Origin of the sequence: Streptomyces wuyuanensis, from assembly GCF_900103455.1 — a bacterium.
Classification (GTDB): domain Bacteria; phylum Actinomycetota; class Actinomycetes; order Streptomycetales; family Streptomycetaceae; genus Streptomyces; species Streptomyces wuyuanensis.
Genome location: NZ_FNHI01000024.1, coordinates 132489 through 152871, shown reverse-complemented (window position 1 = coordinate 152871; position 20383 = coordinate 132489). Strand labels below are relative to the sequence as shown.

Sequence of the window (20383 nt, the reverse complement as noted above, 5' to 3'; positions counted from 1 at the left end):
GCAGGTCACGAGGGCGTCACCGAGGCCGCAGCGAGTTGCCCCTGATCCCGCAACACCGGGCGACAGAACCCGGCGTACAGCCCGACTCGTCTGCCATTATGGCCCTGACCAGGGCGTTTCCCCTGGTCTTGCGTCCTGAACACTGCTCCACCTGGTCGCGTTGGTCCGGCGACGTCCTCGGGCCCACAGAGGGCCCACCACCTCGCCCGCCACAGCAACCCCCGAGGCCGCCGGCCTCCCTGTCCATCTCAGCGAGGGCGGCTCCGGCGCCTCCCAGACGTGTCCCGGAGGCGTGCTCTCAGCCCAGCGCGCGGTCCAGGATGAAGGCCGCGCTGATCAGGGAGAGATGGGTGAACGCCTGCGGGAAGTTGCCGTTCTGCTCGCCCGTGTGCCCGATCTCCTCCGCGTACAGGCCGAGGTGGTTGGCGTACGTGAGCATCTTCTCGAACGCCAGCCTCGCCTCGTCCGGGCGGCCGGCGCGGGCCAGGGCCTCGACGTACCAGAACGAGCAGATCGAGAACGTGCCCTCCTCGCCGCGCATCCCGTCCGGGCTGGCCTGCGGGTCGTAGCGGTAGACCAGGGAGTCCGAGACCAGTTCGTCGCCGAGCGCGTCCAGGGTCAGGAGCCACTTCGGGTCGGTCGGGGAGATGAACTTGGCCAGCGGCATCATCAGCAGGGCGGCGTCGAGGACGCTGTCGTCCTCGTGCTGCACGAAGGCGTTGCGCTCGGCCGACCAGCCGCGACTCATGATCCGCCGGTAGATCGCGTCGCGCACGCCGCCCCAGCGCACCATGTCGGCGGGCAGTCCGCGGCGCCGCGCGATGCGCATGGCGCGCTCGATCGCCACCCAGCACATCAGCCGGGAGTACAGGAAGTTCTTGCGTCCGCCGCGGGTCTCCCAGATCCCCTCGTCGGGCTGGTCCCAGTTCTCGCAGACCCACTCGACGATGCGGCAGACGTGGTCCCACTGCTCGCTGGAGATCGGCTCGCCCCACTTGTCGTAGAGGTAGATCGAGTCGATGAGCGCGCCGTAGATGTCGAGTTGCAACTGGTCCACCGCGTCGTTGCCGACACGGACGGGGGAGGAGCCCAGATAGCCCTCCAGATGCGGCAGTTCGCGTTCCGGCAGCTCACGGCGGCCGTCGACTCCGTACATGATCTGCAAGGGGCCTTCGTCGCCGTACGAGATGCAGACGTTCTCCGTCAGGAACCGCATGAATGCCTGCGCCTCGTCCGTGAAGCCCAGCCGGAGCATGGCGTAGACGCAGAAGGCGGCGTCGCGGATCCAGACGTAGCGGTAGTCCCAGTTGCGCTCCCCGCCGATCTGCTCGGGCAGGCTCGTCGTGGGTGCTGCCACGATCGCGCCGGTGGGGGCGTAGGTGAGCAGCTTGAGCGTCAGGGCGGAGCGGTGCACCATCTCGCGCCAGCGCCCGCGGTAGCGCGACTTGGACAGCCACCGCCGCCAGTAGCGCACCGTCGCCTGGAACGCCTCCTCGGCCGTCGTGGTGGGGCACGCCTGCGGGAACGCGCCGCTGCCCAGCCGGTCGAGGGCGAAGACGGCGGTCTCCCCCTCGTGCAGTTTGAACAGCGACCACACGTCGCGGCCGTCGGTCTCGACCGGCACGCTGGAGGTCAGCGAGAGGCTCAGCGCGGGTGACTCGAAGACCGGGTAGTCGCCCTCCATGCGGATGGTGTGGGGCTGGGATCCGTAGTCGAAGCGCGGTGCGACCAGGGCTCGGAAAGGCAGCGAACCGCGGACGCACACCACCCGGCGGATGAGCCGGTGCCGGTCGGCCTCGCGCGAGTCGTCGGCGATCGGCATGAAGTCCTGGATCTCGCCGACGCCGTCCTCCGCGAAGAAGCGCGTGATGAGCACATTGGTGTCGGGGAAGTAGAACTGCTTCGTCCGGGCCGGCACGTCCGGCGCCAGCTCGAAGCAGCCGCCCTTCTCGGCGTCGAGGATCGACGCGAAGACGCTGGGCGCGTCGAAGCGGCCGCAGCAGTACCAGTCGATGGTGCCGTTCGTCCCGACGAGGGCGGCGCTGCGCAGGTCGCCGATGAGTCCGTGCTCGGAGATCGGCAGGTACAGGGGGGTGCCGGCGCCGCCGGGGACGCCTCCACGGGTGGCCTCGTGCGCCGGAGACTCAGCAGTCACGGGTCGTCCTCCCTCTGCCTTCCGGCAAATGCGCCCGTACCTCGCATTTCATACTAGGCCGCCGGGTGGAGGTGGGCGCCGGGAGGGCGACGGAGCACTGCCGGGCCCGGTCCCGGGGAGGCTGGGACGCGCGCCGGGGTGGATCGCGGGAAGGCTGGGAGAGGGCCGGGGCGGGCGGCGACACTGCCGCCGGGCGGTGTCACCGTCGGTGGAGTGGCGGTGACACCGCGCTTCGGGGCGACCGCCGGGCCGGCGGGTGTGTCAGAAGACGAACGGGCCGGGGTTCTGCGGCGAGGTGGCGTTGCAGGTCGCCGTGATGCCGAAGACGACGACCTTGAGGGACGTCGCCTCGAGGCTGTCACCAGCGGCGACCGTGCCGGTCAGCGGTCCGGTGGACACCGCGCCGCCGGCGGGGATCGCCGGGTTGGCGTTGCCGGTGAACGTCGTGGTGCCGGAGCCGTTCTTGGTCAGCGTGAGGGTCGAGCTGACGGAGTTGGCGGAGAGCGGGAAGGGGGAGGTGATGGCCGAGGTGGACAGGGTGATCGTGGCCGCGGTGCCGTCCTGGGTGGCCGTGAGGGACGCCTCGCCGGATCCGAACGAGCCGCAGTCGAACGACAGGGTCGCTGTCGTGGGCTCGACCGCGACGGCCGCCGGCGCCAGGGCGAGCGCACTGAGGGCCGTCGCGGTGAGTAAGGCCGTGCCTGTGCCGAGTGTGCGGTGCTTCATCGGGGGTCCCGCCTTCGTGTGTGGGGGTCACGGGATGCCGTCGCCGACCGCCGCTGCCTGCGTGGGCACCGGCCCCGGCTCGGGGCTGATGGGCAGTCAGGGACGTTTGTCATTGGGGCAGGAACTTCCGCAGAATGCAAGCGCATCGACGGAGATCATTGACATGGATCGGTCAATTCCGGCCGACCGGGCGGGGTCGGGAAGGCTGCGGACGGGGAGGAAGCCGCGGGGCCGGGGCCGGGGCCGGGGCCGGGGGCTGAGGGCTGGGGATCGGGAGAGTGTCGCGGGGGCGCCGGAACCCGTCGCTCCGGCCGGGAACCCCCTCCCGGCCGGAGCCGGTGCCGGTGCGGGAGCCGGAGCCGGAGCGGGGTGCGTGCCGGTGACGCGCCACGAGTGGCGCAAGGTGCGGAGTGCCGGACCTCCCGAGGTGTACGGGTGGGACGGGCGCGCCCGCCCCGGTGGAGGCCGGGACCACGGGCCTGCTCGCCCCGACCGCCTCACGCCGCACGACCGGAGGAGTTCCCATGACCATCCGCCCCGACCAGCTGAGCGATCCCGCCGTACGCGCCTTCGTCGAGGCGGTCAACGCGGGCGACCGAACCGCCTTCGAGGCCGCGCTGGCACCCGGGGCCACCATGTCCGACGACGGCTCGGACCGGGACCTCACCGAGTGGACCGACCGCGAGGTCTTCGCGACGCGCGGCCACATGGACGTCGAGTCCGAATCCGGCGGCGGGCGCTCCCTCGTGGTCCGCTACCGCAATGACGCATGGGGCGAGATGCGGACGGCGTGGCGGTTCACGGTCGAGGACGGGAAGATCGCGCGCTTCGACACCGGCCAGGCCTGAGGTCGGGCAGGGCTGAGTCCGGGCAGGGCTGGGGCAGGCGGCGGGCGGCGGGCGGCGGGAGGCGGGAGGAGTGGGTGCGGCCGGTCCCGCCCGGCCCCAGGCCGCGGCGGTTCAGCCGATGCGGGTGCCCACGCCGCTCACGCGCACCCTCGGGTCCCCCGCGTGCAGCGTCACCGTCAGCTCGCCCGGTCGCCCGAGGTCCTCGCCCTGGTGGAGGGTGAGCTCGGCGTCCTCGGGAACCAGCCCCAGCTCGCGGGCATAGGCGCCGAACGCGGCCGCCGCGGCGCCCGTCGCCGGGTCCTCCACGACTCCGCCGACCGGGAACGGATCGCGCACGTGGAACACGGTCGCCGACTCCCGCCACACCAGCTGCACGGTGGTGAGGTCCAGCCGGAGCATCAGGGCCTCCAGGCGGTCCACGTCGTAGGCGAGGTCCGCCAGGCGCTCGCGGGTCGCGGCGGCGAGGACGAGATGGCGGGCGCCGGCGAAGGCGACACGGGGCGGGAAGGCCGGGTCCAGGTCCGCCGGACCGGTCCAGTCGAGCGCGGCGAGCGCCTCGGTGAGGTCGTCGCCGGCGATGCCCTCGACACTCGGCTCGACGCTGGTGAGCGTGGCCCGGAACGTGCCGTCCCGCTCGGTGACCTCTACCGGGACGGTCCCGGCCCGGGTGGCGAACTCCAGCTCTCCGGACCCGATGCGCTCCGCGAGCGCGATCGCGGCGGCGACGGTCGCATGACCGCAGAACGGGACCTCGGCCTTGGGGCTGAAGTAGCGGACGTTGAAGGCCCGCTCGCCTCGCGGGGCGAGGAACGCGGACTCCGAGTACCCCAGCTCGGCGGCGAGGGCCAGCATTTCGGCGTCGGCGAGTGCGGAGGCGTCGAGGACGATCCCCGCGGGGTTGCCGCCGGCGGGGTCGGTGGAGAACGCGGTGTACCGCAGGACTTCGGGGCGCGCGTCGGTGCTCATGCCGCACCCAACACCGCGGGGGTGTGCGCTGTTTCCGCGGGTTGACGCCCCCGTGCGTCGCCCGAGCCCGGGCCGCCCAGGCGGGCCCGGTCGCCCCACCCGGGCCGCCCCGGCGGGTTGGGCCGGGTCGCGATACGAGGGCCCCGGCCCATCCCGGGTCCCGCGGGCCGCGAACGGGATGGTGGAGCTGCTGCCGCCGAAGCTCCGGCAGGTGCACGGGGTCGAGTCCGCCGGCGGCCACCGCGCCTCGCGCGACAGCGAGCGCGTCGGCGGCGACTTGCCCCGCCCCGAGGCGCCCGGTGGGCCCGCCGCCCCACCCCGGTCCCGGCCCATCCCGGGTCCCGCGGGCCGCGAACGGGAGCCCCGGCCCTGGCCTTCGGCCGCGGGCTCCCGGACCGCGCCCGCCGGAGCCCTCCCTCAGCCCCGGCCGATGTACGGCATCGTCGTGGACATCACCGTCGCGAACTGCACGTTCGCTTCCAGGGGCAGCTCCGCCATGTGGAGCACCGTCCGGGCCACGTCTTCCGCGTCCATGACCGGCTCGGGGGCGGTGCGGCCGTCGGCCTGGAGGGCGCCCGTCTCCATACGGGCCGTCATCTCCGTTGCCGCGTTCCCGATGTCGATCTGGCCGCAGGCGATGCGGTAGGGGCGGCCGTCCAGGGACAGGGACTTGGTGAGGCCGGTCATGGCGTGCTTCGTCGCCGTGTACGCCACCGAGTGCGGACGCGGCGCGTGCGCGGAGATGGAGCCGTTGTTGATGATGCGGCCGCCCTGGGGATCCTGGTCCTTCATCACCCGGAACGCGGCCTGGGCGCACAGGAAGGAGCCCGTCAGGTTGACGTCGACGACATGGCGCCACGCCTCGTAGGGGAGGTCCTCGAGGTGCACCCCGCCGGGGCCGAACGTGCCCGCGTTGTTGAACAGCAGGTCCACGCGCCCGAACCGCTCCCGCGCCGCCGCGAAGAGCGCCGAGACGGCGTCCGGGGACGTGATGTCCGTCGGGACGCAGAGGACGTCCGCCCCGCCCGTCAGTGAAGCCGTCTCCTCCAGCGCGCCCGTCCGCCGGCCCGCCAGCGCCAGTGCCCAGCCGGCGCCCGCCAGCGCCAGCGCGACACTGCGCCCGATGCCCGAGCCGGCGCCCGTGACCACCGCACTTCTCCGTTCAGCGTTCATGGCGCCGCAGCGTACGGCAGACCTGCCGCCACGGTTCTCATCCGCCCGACACACGGATGTTGTGTACCGGACAATCCAGGGATGCCGGGCCCGGCTCAAATGCGGAGTGACAACGTCCGCAAGGGGAGGGCCAGATGACAACCGCACACCGGCACACGCGCGAACTTCGCGCCGTCGCGCGGCACTTGGGTCGCCGCCGCTTCCTGACCGCCACCGGAGCAGCCGCCGCGCTCGCGTTCGCAGTGAACCTGCCGGCGGCCGGCACCGCGGCCGCCGCCGAACTCGACACCGGGAAACTCGCCGAGGACCCCTTCACCCTCGGCGTGGCGTCCGGCGACCCGCTGCCCGGCTCCGTACTGCTGTGGACCCGGCTCGCACCCCGCCCGTACGAGCCCGGCGGCGGGCTGCCCAGCGCCCGGGTCCAGGTCGGCTGGGAAGTCGCCCACGACGCCCGCTTCACCCGCGTCGCCAGACGCGGGCACATCACCGCCCACCCCGAGTTCGACCACAGCGTCCACGTCGACGTCACCGGACTCGACCCCGACCGCGTCTACCACTACCGCTTCCGCGCGGGCCGCTGGACCAGCCCCGTCGGACGCACCCGCACCGCGCCCCGCGCCGGTGCCCGGATCTCCGATCTGAAGCTCGCCGCCGTCTCCTGCCAGGCGTACCACGACGGCTACTTCACCGCGTACCGGCACCTCGCCGACGAGGACCTGGATGCCGTCTTCCACCTCGGCGACTACCTCTACGAGTACGCCGTCAACGCCGTCGGCGGCGCCCGCAACTACACCGACAGGCGCCTGCCGGCCCACTTCAACCGCGAGACCGTCACCCTGGAGGACTACCGGCTGCGCTACGCGCTCTACCGCAGCGACCCGGACCTCGCCGCCGCGCACGCCGCCCACCCCTTCGTCGTCACCTGGGACGACCACGAGACCGAGAACAACTACGCGGGGGAGACGCCCGAGAACGACGTCCCGCCGGAGGAGTTCCTGCTGCGCCGCGCCGCCGCGTACCGCGCCTACTGGGAGAACCAGCCGCTGCGCAGACCCCAGCGGCCGGCCGGCCCGGACATGCGGCTCTACCGGCGGCTGCGGTTCGGCCGGCTCGCCCAGTTCGACGTCCTCGACACCCGTCAGTACCGCTCCGACCAGGCGTACGGCGACGGCTGGCAGACCCCCGGGCCCGAGTCCGAGGACCCGGCGCGCACCATGACGGGCGAGACCCAGGAGCGCTGGCTGCTCGACGGCTGGCGGGCCTCGGACGCGGTCTGGAACGTCGTGCCGCAGCAGGTCACGTTCGCCCGGCGGCGCAATCTCCCCACGCCCGACTTCAAGCTGTCGATGGACTCCTGGGACGGCTACCCCGCCTCCCGGCAGCGGATCCTCGACGGTGCCCAGGCCGCCGGCGTCGACAATCTCGTCGTGCTCACCGGCGACGTCCACGTCGGCTACGCGTTCGACCTGAAGGAGGACTTCGACGACCCGTCCTCGCGGACAGTCGGCACGGAGTTCGTCGCCACATCCGTCAGCAGCGGCAAGGACGGTGCCGAGAAGCCCGCCAACTGGGACAACCTGACCCGGGCGAACCCGCACATGAGGTTCTACGACGGCCGCCGCGGCTATGTGACGGTCACGCTCACCAGCGAGCGGGCCCGAGCGGACTTCCGTACGGTCTCGGCGGTGACCACGCCCGGTGCGCCGGTCTCCACGGCCGCGTCCTTCGTCACCGAGGCGGGCAACCCGGGCCTCGAGCAGGTGTGACCGGGGTGGCGGCCTCGTCCTGCGGGGGGGACGGGGCCGCCGGCCGGGACGGGGCCGCGCCCCTGATCCGGGAGGTACCCGACTCCCTCCGGGTTCCCGGCTTCCTGCGGGTAGCGGACGCCGACCCGGTCGCGCACCGCGTCGAGCGTCCGCATCACCGCGAGCGTGCCGTCCAGCGGTACGAGCGGGGACTCCGTCTCGCCGGCCCGCAGGCACCGCATCACCTCGGTGGCCTCGGGACGGAGCGAGTACCGGTCGTTGCCAGGACGAGCTGAGAGCATAGGGGCGACGAACAGAACAGGAGCTGTTGATGCCGGAGAGCGGCCCGACCTCACCAGAGCACATATCCCCCTCCGCTTCCGGGCAGGTTCCGGCCCCGGCCCCGGCCCCGTCTCCGCCCTCCGCCTCGGCCTCTGCCCCGTTTCCGCCCCCGCCCCCGCCCCCGGCCACGTCCTCGGCCCGGGTCGTGCCACCCGCCGCCGTCACGGCCGCGCGCCGGGCGGGTCTGCTCGTCACCCTGGTCCTCGGCGGCCTCACCGCGCTCCCGCCGCTCTCCATGGACATGTACCTCCCGGCCCTCCCCGAGGTCACCGTCGGACTCCGCGCACCGGCCGCGACCGTCCAGCTCACCCTCACCGCCTGCCTGGCCGGGATGGCGCTGGGACAGCTCGTCGTCGGCCCGATGAGCGACAGGTGGGGCCGCCGCCGGCCGCTGCTGGCGGGCATGGCGGTGTACGTGGCGGCCACCGCGGCCTGCGCCTTCGCGACCGGCGCCGAGATGCTGATCGCCTTCCGGCTGCTCCAGGGCCTGGCGGGGGCGGCCGGGATCGTCATCGCCCGGGCCGTCGTGCGCGACCTCTACGACGGTGTGGAGATGGCCCGCTTCTTCTCCACGCTGATGCTGATCTCCGGAGTGGCCCCGATCGTGGCGCCGCTCATCGGCGCGCAGATCCTCCGGGTCACCGACTGGCGCGGCGTCTTCCACGTCCTCACCGCCGTCGGACTGCTGCTCACCCTCGTCGTGGCGAAGTGGCTGCACGAGACGCTGCCCCCGGAGCGGCGTCACAGCGGCGGCGTCGGCCACGCCCTGCGCACCATGCGCGCGCTGGCCGCCGACCGGGTCTTCACCGGATACACGCTGGCGGGCGGTCTCGCCTTCGCGGCGCTCTTCGCCTACATCTCCGCCTCGCCGTTCGTGGTCCAGAGCCTCTACGGCGCCTCACCGCAGACGTTCGGTCTGCTCTTCGCCGTCAACTCGATCGGCCTGGTGGCGGTGGGCCAGATCAACGGCAAGCTGCTGGTGGGCCGGGTCAGCCTGGACAAGGCCCTGGGGTTCGGCCTCGCCGTGATCGTGCTGGCGGCGCTCGCGCTGCTGCTGATCACCGCCGGCGTCTTCGGAGAGACCGGACTCCTCCCCGTGGCCGCCGGGCTCTTCGTCCTGATGTCGGCGATGGGCGTCACCCTGCCGAACACGAACGCCCAGGCCCTGATGCGCGCCCCGCACGCCGCCGGGTCGGCGTCGGCGCTGCTCGGCACGTCCTCCTTCCTCGTCGGGGCGATCGCCTCCCCGCTCGTCGGGATCGCGGGCGAGGCGACGGCGGTGCCGATGGCCGTCGTCCAGCTGGTGTGCGCGCTGGGCGCGCTGGGCTGCTTCCTCGGGCTCTGCCGGCCGTGGCACGCGCGGCGGGGCCCGGACCCGGCGGTACGGGCGTCGGCCGACGAGGAGCGCGGCGGGGCGGGGCACTAGCCGTCCGCGTCCCGGCGGGGGCGGGGCGCCGGCCGTCCGTGTCCCGGCGGGGCGGGGCGCCGGCCGTCCGTTGCGCGGTGGCGCTCCGCGGAGTCAGGGGGCCGCGGCGGGGCGGTCCTTGCGGACGTAGCCGATCAGGTGCAGCCGGTCGCGGGTGTCCGTCCAGCGGAAGACGCCGACGCCCGACGCCTCCGCGGCGGGCAGCCGGACACTGGGGGGAAGCGGCTCGGGCACGCCCGTCGCCAGGTCCACGACGTGCGGCGCCCCTCCGCCGGACAGCGCGTCGGCCGGGCCGCGGGCGTCGGTCGCCCCGTAGGCGAGACCCGCGTCCGTGACCGTCGCCAGTGTCAGCGGACGGGTTCCGTCCGGTTCCTCGAAGCAGCGGCCGGTGCGCTGATCCAGGTCGAAGGCGAGGTTCCCGGCGACGAGATAGCGCAGACCGGGGGAGAGCACGGCCTGCGGGTAGGTCCCCGGCTCGATCGCCGGCTTGTGGCACTCGGCCGTGACGAGCGGCTTGCCGGACGCGGCGTCGTGCACGGCCCAGAGGTCACGGGTGGTGGCAGCCTTGGTGCCCTTCGCCTTCTGCCAGCGCACGAGCAGCCGCCCCGACACCAGGGACACCGGCATTCCGTTCGCACGGTCCGCGCCGCGCGGGGCGACGTCGCGGCTGAACCAGCCGTCGCGCACCCAGAACTCCCGGGCCCCGCGGACCAGCAGGCCCTTCGCCGTCAGCCCCTGGACCGCGGTGAGCTGACGGCAGGTGCCGCAGCCCTTCGGGGGGCGCAGGTCCTTGGGCGGAACCACGGACACCTCGCCGCTGTCGGGATCGACGACCGCGCTGCGGGCGCCGCCGTCGCCGACGAGGATGCCGGGCCCGGTCCCGGAGACCGTCGGCGCGCCGGTCCACGGCACCTCCACCCGCTGCCGCGAGCCGTCGAGGGCGTCGTACACGTCGAGGGAGACGAAGGAGCCCGAGGGGTCGAGGGAGCCGCGGCCGGTCTTGCCGTACGACCAGACGACGAAGAACTGCCGGTCGTCCTTGGTGACGGACAGCAGCCGCGGGAAGTTCTCCGGACCGGCCAGCGGGGAGAAGGGCTCGCCCGACCAGCCGGGGCGCCCGATGCCGGTGTACAGCGTGCGCAGACGGAAACGGTCGTCCCTCACCCGTTCCAGGTAGGCGATGAGCCCGGAACGGGTGGCGAGCGCGTGGTCCGGTGAGGCGTCGGGCACCTCCCAGCCCCTGGCGGTGTCGTAGACGGCGGGGACGGTGAGTCTGGTGGCCGGGCCGGAGCCGCGCTTCACCGGCTGCTTCGGCCGGTCACCGCGGCCCTCGTCCTTCCCGCCTCCGCCGCCGCAGGTGGCGAGCAGAAGGATCATGGCCAGTACGGCGACGCCGGCCACCAGGGCCATGCGCACGATCCTCTGTCTCATGGTCCCCCCGATGAGCGTTGCCTCGTACAACGGCCGTCAGATTAGCAACTGAGCGTGTACGCAAAGTAGTTCGGTCGTGTCCTCGTTCCGTCCCGGTTCCGCACGGGCCCGGAGGGCGGAGGCATGCCTAGAATTCGCCGGTGAACACGACCCTCCCCGACGCTCTCGCCGGTCTTCTCGACGGACTGCCGCAGGGCCGCGCCGCACAGGCTGTGGAGCGCCTGATCGCCAGCTACCGGGGGGACACTCCGACCGACGCGCCGGTGCTGCGCGACCGCGCGGACGTGGCCGCGTACGCCGCGTACCGGATGCCCGCGACGTTCGAGGCGGTGCGGTCCGCGCTCGGCGCGTTCCGTGCCGCGGCGCCCGGATGGACGCCCGCGACGCACACCGACATCGGCGGCGGTACGGGCGCGGCGACCTGGGCGGTCGCCGACGCCTGGCCGGAGGGGGAGCACCGGACCACGGTCCTGGACTGGGCGGAGCCCGCGCTGGAGCTCGGCCGGGAGCTGGCGGAGTCGGCCGATTCGCCGGCGCTGCGGGGCGCGCGGTGGCAGCGGGCGCGGATCGGCGCGTCGATGGGGCTGGAGCCGGCGGACCTGATCACGGTCTCCTACGTGCTGAAGGAGCTCGACGAGGCGACCCGGGCGGCGGTCGTGCGCCAGGCCGCTGCGGCGGGGCAGACGGTCCTGGTCGTGGAGCCGGGCACGCCGGACGGTTACGAGCGGATCATCGCGGCGCGCGACCTGCTGGTGGAGGCGGGGATGCGGGTGGCGGCGCCGTGCCCGCACAGTGAACGGTGCCCCATCGTGCCGGGCTCGGACTGGTGCCATTTCGCGGCGCGGGTGAGCCGGTCGTCGATCCACCGGCGGGTGAAGGGCGGGTCGCTGCCCTACGAGGACGAGAAGTTCGGTTACGTCGCCGCCACCCGGGCTCCCGCGACCCCGGCGCCGTCCCGCGTGACGCGCAAGCCCCAGATCCGCAAGGGCCAGGTACTGCTGGACCTGTGCTCCTCCGACGGCACCCTCCATCGCGACACGGTCACCAAACGCCACGGCCCGCTCTACCGCGAGGCCCGCGACACGTCCTGGGGCGCGGCCTGGCCGCCGCCCGAGGCGGACGACGCGTGACACGTGCCGTGTGCCGCGTGCTGTGTGGCGCGTGACATTTCATGGGTGCGCGGGGGCGCGGACGCCGGCACTCCGTGAGGCGTGCCGCGGACATCCGCCGTGCACGCTCTCCGTGGACGATCGCCGTGGACGACCGCCGTGCACGCCCGCCGTGGACGACCCGCCACGGGCACCCGCGACCAACGTCCCGCCGGGGCAGGTGGGGGCGGCGGACCGCCCCCGCCTTCTGGGTCAGGCGCGCAGCTCCTGGGTGCAGCACTTCACGCTGCCGCCACCCTTCAGCAGCTCACCCGTGTCCATCCCGATCGGTTCGAAGCCCCGGGCACGCAGGGGTTCGAACAGGCCCAGGGCCGCCTGCGGCAGCAGGACGTGGCGTCCGTCGCTCACGGCGTTGAGGCCGAAGGCCGCCGCGTCCGCCTCGCGGGCGATGAGGGCGTCGGGGAAGAGGCGGGCGAGGACGGCCCGGCTGCCGGGTGAGAAGGCGCCGGGGTAGTACATGATCTCGCCGGTCTCGTCGTCGAGTACCGACAGTGCGGTGTCCAGGTGGTAGTAGCGCGGGTCGACCAGATCGAGCCCGATCACCGGTCGCCCGAAGAACTCCTGCGCCTCGTCGTGCGACAGCGGGCTCGACCGGAAGCCCCGGCCCGCCAGCACGTACGTCGAGGTCACCGCGAAGTCGCCCTCGCCCTCGTTGATGTGGGCCGGCTCGTGGATCTCGGTGAAGCCGTGGGCGCGGAACCATCCGAGGTGGGCGTCCGCCTCGGCGGCCCGCTCGGGGAAGGCGAAGCGTGCGCCGAGCACCCGGCCGTCGACGACGGTGGCGCCGTTCGCGGCGAAGACCATGTCGGGCAGGTCCTCACGGGGTTCCAGCAGCTCGACGGTGTGGCCGAGGGCGCGGTAGCGGTCGCGCAGGACCTCCCACTGGGTCATGGCCAGCGACAGGTCGACGGGCTTCCCGGGGTCCATCCAGGGGTTGATGGAGTACGTCACCTCGAAGTGCGTGGGTGGGCACATGAGGTAGCGGCGGGATCTGGCGTCACGAGGCAATGCGGGCTCCTCCCGGACGACTGGGCGCACGGTTGTGCGTGAGGCCATGGTGCGGCCTCGCGCGCTTTCGCGCAGTGATCCGATCGGGTGGTTCATCAGACGTACGCCTGATGTGAAACAAGACGATACGTATCGTCGCGATTGTTGCTAGATTGAGCCCATGCCAGAGAGCAGGAAGCCCGTCTCCTCACGCCGCAGCGAGCGCTCCCGCCGCGCCATCTACGACGCCGCCCTCGCGCTCGTCGGAGAGGTCGGCTACGCGCGTACGACGATCGAGGGTATCGCCGCGCGCGCGGGCGTCGGCAAGCAGACCATCTACCGCTGGTGGCCCTCCAAGGCCGCCGTCCTCCTGGAGGCCTTCCTCGACGTCGCCGAGCAGGCCGCGCAGGGCGAGTACGAGCTGCCCGACACCGGGGACCTCGAGAAGGACCTGAAGCTCGTCCTGCGAGCCACCGTCGACGAGCTCAACTCCCCCGTCTACGACGCCCCCGCGCGCGCCCTCGCCGCCGAGAGCGTCGTGGATCCCGCCCTCGCCGCCCAGTTCGTGGAGAAGCTCCTCGAACCGCAGCTCCGGCTGTACGTGCACAGGCTGCGCGCCGCCCAGGACGCCGGCCAGGCGAGCCCCGGCATCGATCCCCGCATCGCCCTGGAACTGCTCGTCGGCCCTCTGGCACACCGCTGGCTGCTGCGCACCCTGCCCCTGACTCACGACTACGCCGACAAGGTCGTCGAGTACGCCCTCCACGGCCTCGCCCCCCGCCCCTGACCGGCCCCGCTCCCCGCGCCTCCGACCGGCTTCGCTCGCGGCCCCGGGCGGCTTCGCCCCCGCCCCTGACCGGCGGTTCGGCCACTCGATCGGGGGGTGCGGCCGCCCGGCGCGTCCGATGGTGGGACGATGGCAGCAGTGCCGACGCGCGGCCCCACCCGCGCGAGCCGGGGCGAGCAGGGAGATGTGAGGGGATAGATGGGTGACGGTAACGGCCGCTACCGCGGCACGGAGAGCAGGCTTTCCTGGGAGAACCGGCTGCCGCAGTGGCTGCGCCGCCGCTCACGGGAGGACGCCGGCGACGCGGCCGCCCGGGACCGCCTCGACCAGCTCCTCGCCACCGCCGCCGCGGGCCTGCCGCTCGCACCCGCCGCGCACCCCTCGGGGTACAGCTGCTCCTGTGAGCGCATCGGCTGTCCGACCCCCGCCCGGCACCCCGTCTCGTTCGCCTGGCAGACCCAGTCCACACACGATCCGGCCGCCGTCGAGCGCTGGGCGGAAGACCAGCCCGAGGCGAACTTCATCACCGCCACCGGCATGGTCCACGACGTCCTCGACGTCCCACTGGCGGCCGGCCGGGCCGCACTCGAGCGGCTGCTCGCGGACGGCACGGACGTCGGACCCGTCGCGGAGTCCGGGGAAGAGCGGATGCTGTTCTTCACCGCCACCCGCGGCACGCCCGAGGACGAGGACGAGTGGTGGCCCTGCGAACTCGACTGCCATCCCGAGACGATGGACGAGCATCCGGGCCTGCGCTGGCACAGCCGCGGCAGTTACGTCCTCGTACCGCCCTCGCGGCTCCCCGGTGACCTCGGCGTCGCCTGGGTGCGTGGCCCCGGGCATCCGCTGCCGGACCCGCTGACGTTGCTGGAGGCGCTGGCCGACGCCTGCTCCAGGTACGCGGAAGAGACCGGGCAGCACGATCCGGACCACCATTCGGTCGCCTGGCCGTTGAGCCGTTGAGCCGTTGAGCCGTCGAGCCGTCGAGCCGTTGAGCCGCGGGCCGGCGGTTCGTCGAGCCGTTGGGCCGCCTGGCGGTTGAGTCGGCGGACGGCTGTGCCGTGGGCCGTTTTACCGCCCGCCGCCGTACCACCCGCCCGCCGGACCGCTGTCCGCTGTGCCGTCGGGCTCGCGCGCCCGGCAGGCCGCGCGGTGCTACGACCCGCGCGCCGCCGTCACTCCCTGCAGCCGGCTGATGATCCGCACCGGCGGGCCGGCGGCGCCCTTCGGGGCCACCGTGACCGCCTGGCTGGACACCCACTCCTTGGTGAGCGTGCTCTTCACCTCGCCGGTCAGGAGCGCCTTCACGTCCTGGCTCACCTTGGGCCGGTAGCCCTGCGCGGCCGTCTGCCGGTCGAAGTAGCGCAGCGCGAAGAACACCAGCGCCCCGCCGTCCTGCGTGGCCAGGCCGAGGGGTGCGAAGTCCCCGGTGTCCAGTGCCTGGTCGACGTACTGCGTGCTCAGCCCCGCCCGCCGGCCGTTCTGCTCCCGCACCTGCCGCCAGCCGCTCGTGTGCGCGCCGTCGGCGAAGTGCCGCGGCCTGCCCGTCCGCAGGTACGAGGCGTACTCCTCGCTGAGATCGCGCGGGGCGACGGCCGTCACGTCGGAGTCGGGGGCCACCGGCTCCGCCCAGCCCTCCTGGTCGGTGCGGAACTTCGGCACCTCGCCCGGCGAGAGGATCGCCAGATACGCGGCCTCCCACAGCTGCTTGTTGCTGTTCTTGACGAACACGATCAGCCAGCGGCTGTCCTGGTCGCCCGAGTCGGTGTCCCGATTGCTGTCGGCGTCCGCGACGAAGAAGCGCGGCCAGCCCGCCTTCTTGGGGATGTGGTAGGTCGTGTCGCTCAGCTCCAGCGGGCGGTGCCGCGGATTGCCGCCGGGCGTGGTGATGCTGCGGGCCTTCAGGCCCGCCTGGTTGATCGCGCCCAGCGCGCCCGTGACCCGGCCGGCGTCGAGGGCCGGGTCGTAGGCCTTGTCGGCCGCGTTGTAGGCGTCGGTGAAGTCCTGGAGGGCCTGCTCGGCCTCAGCATTCGTCGCCGACGGTACGACCTCAAGCTCGCCGTGCACCGTCACGCACCCGCTCGCCGTCAGCGACAGCACCGTCACCGCCGCGAGCCCCGTTGCCGCCCGACCCAGCCTGCTCATCGGTTGCCTTCTGTTCCTCGCCGCCCCGCACTGACCGTCCGAACCCTACCGGGGCGAGGAACAGCGTGAGTGTCGGGACCAGATACAGCGCCCACACCGTGACCTGGAGCACGGTCGGGTTCGGCTGGAAGTTGAACACGCCCTTCAGCAGCGTGCCGTACCAGCTGTCCGGCGGGACGGTGGCGCTGATGTCGAACGCCTTGTCGGCGAGGCCGTCCAGGAAGCGGGCCTCCTGCAGATCGTGGACGCCGTACGCCAGGACACCGGCGGCCACGACCACCAGCATCCCGCCCGTCCAGGTGAAGAACCTCGCCAGGTTGATCCGCAGGGCGGCCCGGTAGAACAGCCAGCTGAGCAGCACAGCCGTCGCGATGCCCAGCAGGACCCCGGCGAGCGGTGCGGAGGACCCGGCGGTGTCCGCGGCCGCCCGGACCGACGCCCAGACGAACAGCGCGGTCTCCAGGCCCTCCCGGCCCACCGCCAGGAACGCCGTGGCGACCAGCGCACCGGTACCCATCCGCAGCGCGGCGTCCAGCCTCCCGTGCAGTTCGGCCCGCAGCTGCCGGGCGGTGCGCCGCATCCAGAAGACCATCCAGGTGACCAGGCCGACCGCGACGATCGACAGGGTGCCGCCCAGCAGCTCCTGAGCCTCGAACGCCAGCTCCCGGGAGCCGAATTCGAGCGCGGCGCCGAAGGCGAGGGACACCCCGCAGGCGACGGCGATGCCGGCCCACACCGGCTTCAGCGCGTCCCTGCGGCCCGTCTTGACCAGATAGGCGACGAGGATGCAGACGACCAGTCCGGCCTCCAGCCCCTCGCGCAGCCCGATCAGATAGTTGCCGAACACAGGAGGTCCCTTCCGCTCACGAGAACAGCGCCCGGCCCCACCAGTCGTCCTTGTCCCCGGACTCCCGGCGGGATCGCGTACAGCGCCGAACCCACGTGCTGGATGTACTCGTTGAGGTCGTCGGCGGCCAGGCTCCGCCGAACCGGTACGAAGCCGCGGGCGACGTCGGTGTCCAGCCGGACATGGCCGGCCGGGAACTCCTTCACCGACACCTCGCAGGAATCGTCCTTCGCGGTCACGGCGATGGCACCGCTGCCGCCCTTGGCGTCGCTCTTCTCGGCGCAGCCCGTGACGGCGGTGAGCGCGGAAACCGCTGCGACGGCGGTGACGACGGACAGGCGGGCGGGTCGCATACGGGCTCCACGGGGACGGGCGACGGGGACGGGTCAGGGTGCCGACGCGGCGGCAAGGCCGTTGAGGCGGGCCCAACTTAACCGAGCCTTACCTGAGTGGCACCGGCCCGTCCAGTGATTCGGATCTCATCCCCGCGCACCGGAAAAGAGGAGGTCACGGCACCGCTGTGACCGCCCCCCGGGCGGGGCAAGTGCGGGTCGAAACTCCCGTTTCGGCACGACGAGCGGGGTGCCGGTACGCGGGTGGGGCAGCACTTCGACCGGCTGCCGGTAGACGTCGCTGAGCAGTTCGTCGCGGATCAGCAAGGACGGCGCCGCGCAGTTCGCGGGTCCGAACGGCGAGCCGTTCTACCAGCCGGGCACGGCCGTCGACCCGGTGACCGTGGCCCTTTCGCTGGACCCGGACGCCGAACTGCCCGCCACCACCGGCGGCAGCTCGGGCGGCTCCACCTCCGGCGGTGACACGTCGGGCGGCTCCACCTCCGGCGGCTCCACCACGGGTGGGGGCACGGTCGGCGGTTCCGCGGGCGGCTCGGTGGGCGGCGGCGGAGCCCTCGCCACCACCGGCTCCGAGGTCCCGGCGGGCGCGCTGCTCGCCGCTTCGGGCGCGATCGCCGCCGCCGGCGCCGGTGTCGTCGTCGCGGTCCGCCGCCGCCCAGGGCTGACGCCCCCTCAAGACCCGGCAGGGTCGCGTCCGCCACCGAGCCGGTGGACGCGGCCCTGCCGGTCCGTGTCGTACGGGGATGCTTGAATGCCCGGGTGACACACGAACGACCCCGCGGCCTCGACGTCCTGCGCGTCTTCTGCTCCGGCGACGGCCGCCACGGCAACGCCCTCGGCGTCGTGCGCGACGGGCGGCCGTACCCGGACGAGAAGTCCCGCCAGGCGCTCGCAACCGAACTCGGCTTCAGCGAGACCGTGTTCGTCGACGACCCCGAGCGCGGCGTCGTCGACATCTACACCCCGGCCGCACGCCTGCCGTTCGCCGGCCACCCGCTCGTCGGGGTGGCCTGGCTGCTGGACCTCGAAGCGGTCAACCCGCCTGCGGGAGAGGTATGGGTGCGCTCCGACGGCGAGTTCACCTGGATCACCGCACCCGCCGAGTGGGCCCCGCCGCGCACCCTGCGCCGGTACGGCTCGGCGGCCGAGGTCGAGGCGCTGGACGTGCCCCCACCCGGCGAATGGACGTACGCGTGGGCGTGGGAGGACGAGGCCGCGGGCCGGATCCGGGCCCGCGCTTTCCCCGGCCGTGGCGACGGCATCGACGAGGACGAGGCAACCGGAGCGGCGGCGCTGCTGCTGACCGAACAGCTCGGACGGGCACTGAACATCACCCAGGGCAGCGGCTCCCAGATCCTGACGGCTCCCGGCCCCGACGGCCTGATCGAACTCGGCGGCCGCGTGCGGCTCGCGCGCCACTGACGGCTCGCGCGGCCACTGTCAGGGAAGGCGGCGGGGGTGCCGGGGCGTGGCGGGGGTGCCGGCTCGCGAGGAACCGGATCCCGGGATCACGCGGGGCCGCCACCGCCCGTCAGTCCGCCCTCACGCCGCGCTGAGCGGGAACTCCCGTCCCAGCTCGCGGAAGACGGCGCCGTTGAAGTCGAAGGCGCGCCTGCACTCCTCGATGATGCGCTGCTTCTCGAGGTCGTCCGCGTTCACCGCGTCCAGCAGTTCCCGGTAACCCCGCTTGAACGCCGCCGGGTTGGTGATCTGCTCGAAGACGTAGAAGCGGACGCCGTCGCCCTTGCGGGCGAAGCCCCAGGTGCGCTCGGCCTTGTCGCGGATGATCTGGCCGCCGGAGAGGTCCCCGAGGTAACGGGTGTAGTGGTGGGCCACATAGCCCGCCGGCCAGGTGCGGGCGCACTCCTCGACCCGTGCCGCGTACGCGGCAGTGGCGGGAAGCGGGCGCAGGTCGTCGCGCCAGCCCGGGCCGCGCAGGTGCGCCAGGTCCCGCTCCAGCTCGGCCGTGCGGAACAGCTCCGGCCGGATGAACGGCCCCGCGACCGGGTCGCCGTCGAGCGCGCCCGCGGACTCCTCCAGCGCCCGGTACACGAACCACAGCTGCTCCGTGTAGCGCGCGTACGCCTCGACCGCCAGCCGGCCGCCGAGCAGATCGCTCATGAAGGTCGACGTCTCCGCCTCGGTGTGCTGTTCGTGCGACGCGACACGGATCAGGGTCGAGAAGGGCGTGTCCAGCGTGTCCAAGGCGGGCCTCCGGGGACCGATGGGGACGGGAACCAGTGGGATCCTCTTACTTAGGCTTACCTAAGTCAACTGGTTCCCGACGACCTGTCGGTAAAAACGCTACCCGGGAAACACGTCAGGGCAACGTCAGGATGTCGGCGCCCGTCTCCGTCACCACCAGCGTGTGCTCGAACTGCGCGGTCCGCTTCCGGTCCTTCGTCACCACGGTCCAGCCGTCGTCCCACATGTCGTACTCGTGCGTCCCGAGGGTCAGCATCGGTTCGATGGTGAACGTCATGCCGGGCTGCATCACCGTCGTCGCGTGCGGGCTGTCGTAGTGCGGGATGATCAGCCCGGAGTGGAAGGAGGAGTTGATGCCGTGGCCGGTGAAGTCGCGCACGACTCCGTAGCCGAACCGCTTCGCGTACGACTCGATGACCCGTCCGATGACGTTGATCTGGCGGCCGGGCCTGACCGCCTTGATCGCGCGGTTGAGCGACTCCCGCGTCCGCTCGACCAGCAGCTTCGACTCCTCGTCCACGTCGCCGCACAGATAGGTGGCGTTGTTGTCGCCGTGCACGCCGTTGAGGTACGCGGTGACGTCCAGGTTCACGATGTCCCCGTCGCGCAGCACCGTGGAGTCGGGGATGCCGTGGCAGATGACCTCGTTGACCGAGGAGCACAGCGACTTCGGGAAGCCCCGATAGCCGAGCGTCGACGGGTACGCCCCGTGGTCGCACATGAAGTCGTGTGCGACCCGGTCGAGTTCGTCCGTGGTCACGCCCGGGGCGATGAGCTTCGCGGCCTCCTCCATCGCCTGAGCGGCGATACGGCCCGCGATGCGCATCCGCTCGATCGTCTCGGCGTCCTGGACCTCGGGCCCGGTGTACGGCTTGGGGGCGGGCTTCCCGACGTACTCGGGGCGCCGGATGTTTCCGGGTACGGAACGGGTGGGAGAGAGCTTCCCTGGTACGAGCAGCGACTGGCCAGACATGCCAGCGAGTCTAACCGGGGGTTCCCGGCGTCCCGGGGCGCCGGGTGAGGCGTCGTCCCCGGGCGAAGGGGAAGACGTCGGGGCAGCATGGGTCAGAGGAAGGAG

At 72.9% G+C, this 20383-nt stretch carries 18 protein-coding genes and 2 pseudogenes; 8 read left to right on the top strand and 12 right to left on the bottom strand.

From position 1 onward, the window contains the following. Positions 1 to 298 precede the first annotated feature (298 nt). Positions 299 to 2155 carry a glycoside hydrolase family 15 protein gene (locus BLT82_RS29540; RefSeq protein WP_093660327.1) on the bottom strand — a complete coding sequence of 619 codons (1857 nt, stop codon included), beginning with the start codon at positions 2153 to 2155 and terminating at the stop codon, positions 299 to 301. A 261-nt stretch (positions 2156 to 2416) separates the two neighbouring features. Then, positions 2417 to 2881 carry a hypothetical protein gene (locus BLT82_RS29535; protein ID WP_093660325.1) on the bottom strand — a complete coding sequence of 155 codons (465 nt, stop codon included), beginning with the start codon at positions 2879 to 2881 and terminating at the stop codon, positions 2417 to 2419. A 524-nt stretch (positions 2882 to 3405) separates the two neighbouring features. Here BLT82_RS29535 and BLT82_RS29525 point away from each other — a divergent pair. Further along, a complete protein-coding gene (locus BLT82_RS29525; protein ID WP_093660323.1) occupies positions 3406 to 3729 on the top strand; it encodes a nuclear transport factor 2-like protein in 324 nt (107 codons plus the stop codon). Between the two features lie 111 nt (positions 3730 to 3840). Here the strand turns inward: BLT82_RS29525 and BLT82_RS29520 are convergent, their stop codons facing one another. Next, positions 3841 to 4695 (bottom strand): PhzF family phenazine biosynthesis protein, encoded by an 855-nt coding sequence (locus BLT82_RS29520; protein WP_093660321.1) that lies wholly within the window; start codon positions 4693 to 4695, stop codon positions 3841 to 3843. 417 nt (positions 4696 to 5112) lie between these two features. Beyond that, positions 5113 to 5868 (bottom strand): SDR family oxidoreductase, encoded by a 756-nt coding sequence (locus BLT82_RS29515; RefSeq protein ID WP_208868079.1) that lies wholly within the window; start codon positions 5866 to 5868, stop codon positions 5113 to 5115. Between the two features lie 134 nt (positions 5869 to 6002). On the opposite strand from BLT82_RS29515, the gene BLT82_RS29510 reads away from it, so the two are divergent. Beyond that, positions 6003 to 7634: an alkaline phosphatase D family protein gene (locus BLT82_RS29510; protein WP_093660317.1), complete on the top strand. Its 1632-nt coding sequence runs from the start codon at positions 6003 to 6005 to the stop codon at positions 7632 to 7634. Positions 7635 to 7726: 92 nt separating this feature from the next. On the opposite strand, the pseudogene BLT82_RS38255 reads toward BLT82_RS29510, so the two are convergent. Further along, positions 7727 to 7888 (bottom strand): annotated as a pseudogene (locus BLT82_RS38255) (gfo/Idh/MocA family oxidoreductase); the annotation flags it as partial. Between the two features lie 56 nt (positions 7889 to 7944). Here BLT82_RS38255 and BLT82_RS29505 point away from each other — a divergent pair. Next, the gene (locus BLT82_RS29505) at positions 7945 to 9381 is read left to right on the top strand and encodes a multidrug effflux MFS transporter (RefSeq protein WP_167746124.1); all 1437 of its coding nucleotides are present in this window, start codon (positions 7945 to 7947) and stop codon (positions 9379 to 9381) included. Between the two features lie 93 nt (positions 9382 to 9474). Here BLT82_RS29505 and BLT82_RS29500 read toward each other — a convergent pair whose 3' ends face one another. Then, complete coding sequence (locus tag BLT82_RS29500; protein WP_244529715.1) at positions 9475 to 10812, bottom strand: hypothetical protein; 1338 nt, start codon at positions 10810 to 10812, stop codon at positions 9475 to 9477. Between the two features lie 140 nt (positions 10813 to 10952). Between BLT82_RS29500 and BLT82_RS29495 the strand changes: the two genes are divergently transcribed. Beyond that, entirely contained in the window at positions 10953 to 11942 is a 990-nt protein-coding gene (locus BLT82_RS29495; RefSeq protein WP_093660313.1) for a small ribosomal subunit Rsm22 family protein, read from the top strand. Between the two features lie 231 nt (positions 11943 to 12173). On the opposite strand, the gene ddaH is transcribed toward BLT82_RS29495, so the two are convergent. Beyond that, positions 12174 to 13037 carry a dimethylargininase gene (gene ddaH / locus BLT82_RS29490; RefSeq protein ID WP_342029428.1) on the bottom strand — a complete coding sequence of 288 codons (864 nt, stop codon included), beginning with the start codon at positions 13035 to 13037 and terminating at the stop codon, positions 12174 to 12176. Positions 13038 to 13149: 112 nt separating this feature from the next. On the opposite strand from ddaH, the gene BLT82_RS29485 reads away from it, so the two are divergent. Next, entirely contained in the window at positions 13150 to 13755 is a 606-nt protein-coding gene (locus BLT82_RS29485; RefSeq protein WP_093660309.1) for a TetR/AcrR family transcriptional regulator, read from the top strand. Between the two features lie 198 nt (positions 13756 to 13953). Then, positions 13954 to 14718, top strand: a complete 765-nt coding sequence (locus BLT82_RS29480) for a bifunctional DNA primase/polymerase (RefSeq protein ID WP_093660307.1) — start codon at positions 13954 to 13956, stop codon at positions 14716 to 14718. Positions 14719 to 14910: 192 nt separating this feature from the next. Here BLT82_RS29480 and BLT82_RS29475 read toward each other — a convergent pair whose 3' ends face one another. The 3 genes and pseudogenes from BLT82_RS29475 to BLT82_RS29465 all read right to left on the bottom strand — a co-directional run. Beyond that, positions 14911 to 15900: an SCO2278 family lipoprotein gene (locus BLT82_RS29475; protein WP_093660305.1), complete on the bottom strand. Its 990-nt coding sequence runs from the start codon at positions 15898 to 15900 to the stop codon at positions 14911 to 14913. Next, a complete protein-coding gene (gene efeU / locus BLT82_RS29470) occupies positions 15806 to 16747 on the bottom strand; it encodes an iron uptake transporter permease EfeU (RefSeq protein ID WP_093660303.1) in 942 nt (313 codons plus the stop codon). The genes BLT82_RS29475 and efeU overlap by 95 nt, the downstream gene beginning before the upstream one ends. Before the next feature lie 173 nt (positions 16748 to 16920). Then, positions 16921 to 17100, bottom strand: a pseudogene (locus BLT82_RS29465) (iron uptake system protein EfeO); the annotation flags it as partial. A gap of 376 nt (positions 17101 to 17476) precedes the next feature. Between BLT82_RS29465 and BLT82_RS29455 the strand changes: the two are divergent. After that, positions 17477 to 17851: a hypothetical protein gene (locus tag BLT82_RS29455; RefSeq protein WP_208868077.1), complete on the top strand. Its 375-nt coding sequence runs from the start codon at positions 17477 to 17479 to the stop codon at positions 17849 to 17851. Positions 17852 to 17859: 8 nt separating this feature from the next. Further along, positions 17860 to 18522 carry a PhzF family phenazine biosynthesis protein gene (locus BLT82_RS29450; protein WP_244529713.1) on the top strand — a complete coding sequence of 221 codons (663 nt, stop codon included), beginning with the start codon at positions 17860 to 17862 and terminating at the stop codon, positions 18520 to 18522. Between the two features lie 120 nt (positions 18523 to 18642). On the opposite strand, the gene BLT82_RS29445 is transcribed toward BLT82_RS29450, so the two are convergent. Beyond that, a complete protein-coding gene (locus BLT82_RS29445) occupies positions 18643 to 19296 on the bottom strand; it encodes a biliverdin-producing heme oxygenase (RefSeq protein WP_093660353.1) in 654 nt (217 codons plus the stop codon). Positions 19297 to 19420: 124 nt separating this feature from the next. Then, positions 19421 to 20278 (bottom strand): type I methionyl aminopeptidase, encoded by an 858-nt coding sequence (gene map / locus BLT82_RS29440; RefSeq protein WP_093660299.1) that lies wholly within the window; start codon positions 20276 to 20278, stop codon positions 19421 to 19423. Positions 20279 to 20383 lie beyond the last annotated feature (105 nt).

What these genes read in the sequence shown, in the direction of transcription:
- BLT82_RS29485 (WP_093660309.1), top strand. Translation starts at nt 13,150, where the DNA reads ATGCCAGAGAGCAGGAAGCCCGTCTCCTCACGCCGCAGCGAGCGCTCC.
- BLT82_RS29480 (WP_093660307.1), top strand. Translation starts at nt 13,954, where the DNA reads ATGGGTGACGGTAACGGCCGCTACCGCGGCACGGAGAGCAGGCTTTCC.
- BLT82_RS29525 (WP_093660323.1), top strand. Translation starts at nt 3,406, where the DNA reads ATGACCATCCGCCCCGACCAGCTGAGCGATCCCGCCGTACGCGCCTTC.
- BLT82_RS29520 (WP_093660321.1), bottom strand. Translation starts at nt 4,695, where the DNA reads ATGAGCACCGACGCGCGCCCCGAAGTCCTGCGGTACACCGCGTTCTCC.
- BLT82_RS29510 (WP_093660317.1), top strand. Translation starts at nt 6,003, where the DNA reads ATGACAACCGCACACCGGCACACGCGCGAACTTCGCGCCGTCGCGCGG.
- BLT82_RS29475 (WP_093660305.1), bottom strand. Translation starts at nt 15,900, where the DNA reads ATGAGCAGGCTGGGTCGGGCGGCAACGGGGCTCGCGGCGGTGACGGTG.
- BLT82_RS29515 (WP_208868079.1), bottom strand. Translation starts at nt 5,868, where the DNA reads ATGAACGCTGAACGGAGAAGTGCGGTGGTCACGGGCGCCGGCTCGGGC.
- map (WP_093660299.1), bottom strand. Translation starts at nt 20,278, where the DNA reads ATGTCTGGCCAGTCGCTGCTCGTACCAGGGAAGCTCTCTCCCACCCGT.
- BLT82_RS29535 (WP_093660325.1), bottom strand. Translation starts at nt 2,881, where the DNA reads ATGAAGCACCGCACACTCGGCACAGGCACGGCCTTACTCACCGCGACG.
- BLT82_RS29505 (WP_167746124.1), top strand. Translation starts at nt 7,945, where the DNA reads ATGCCGGAGAGCGGCCCGACCTCACCAGAGCACATATCCCCCTCCGCT.
- BLT82_RS29500 (WP_244529715.1), bottom strand. Translation starts at nt 10,812, where the DNA reads ATGAGACAGAGGATCGTGCGCATGGCCCTGGTGGCCGGCGTCGCCGTA.
- ddaH (WP_342029428.1), bottom strand. Translation starts at nt 13,037, where the DNA reads ATGGCCTCACGCACAACCGTGCGCCCAGTCGTCCGGGAGGAGCCCGCA.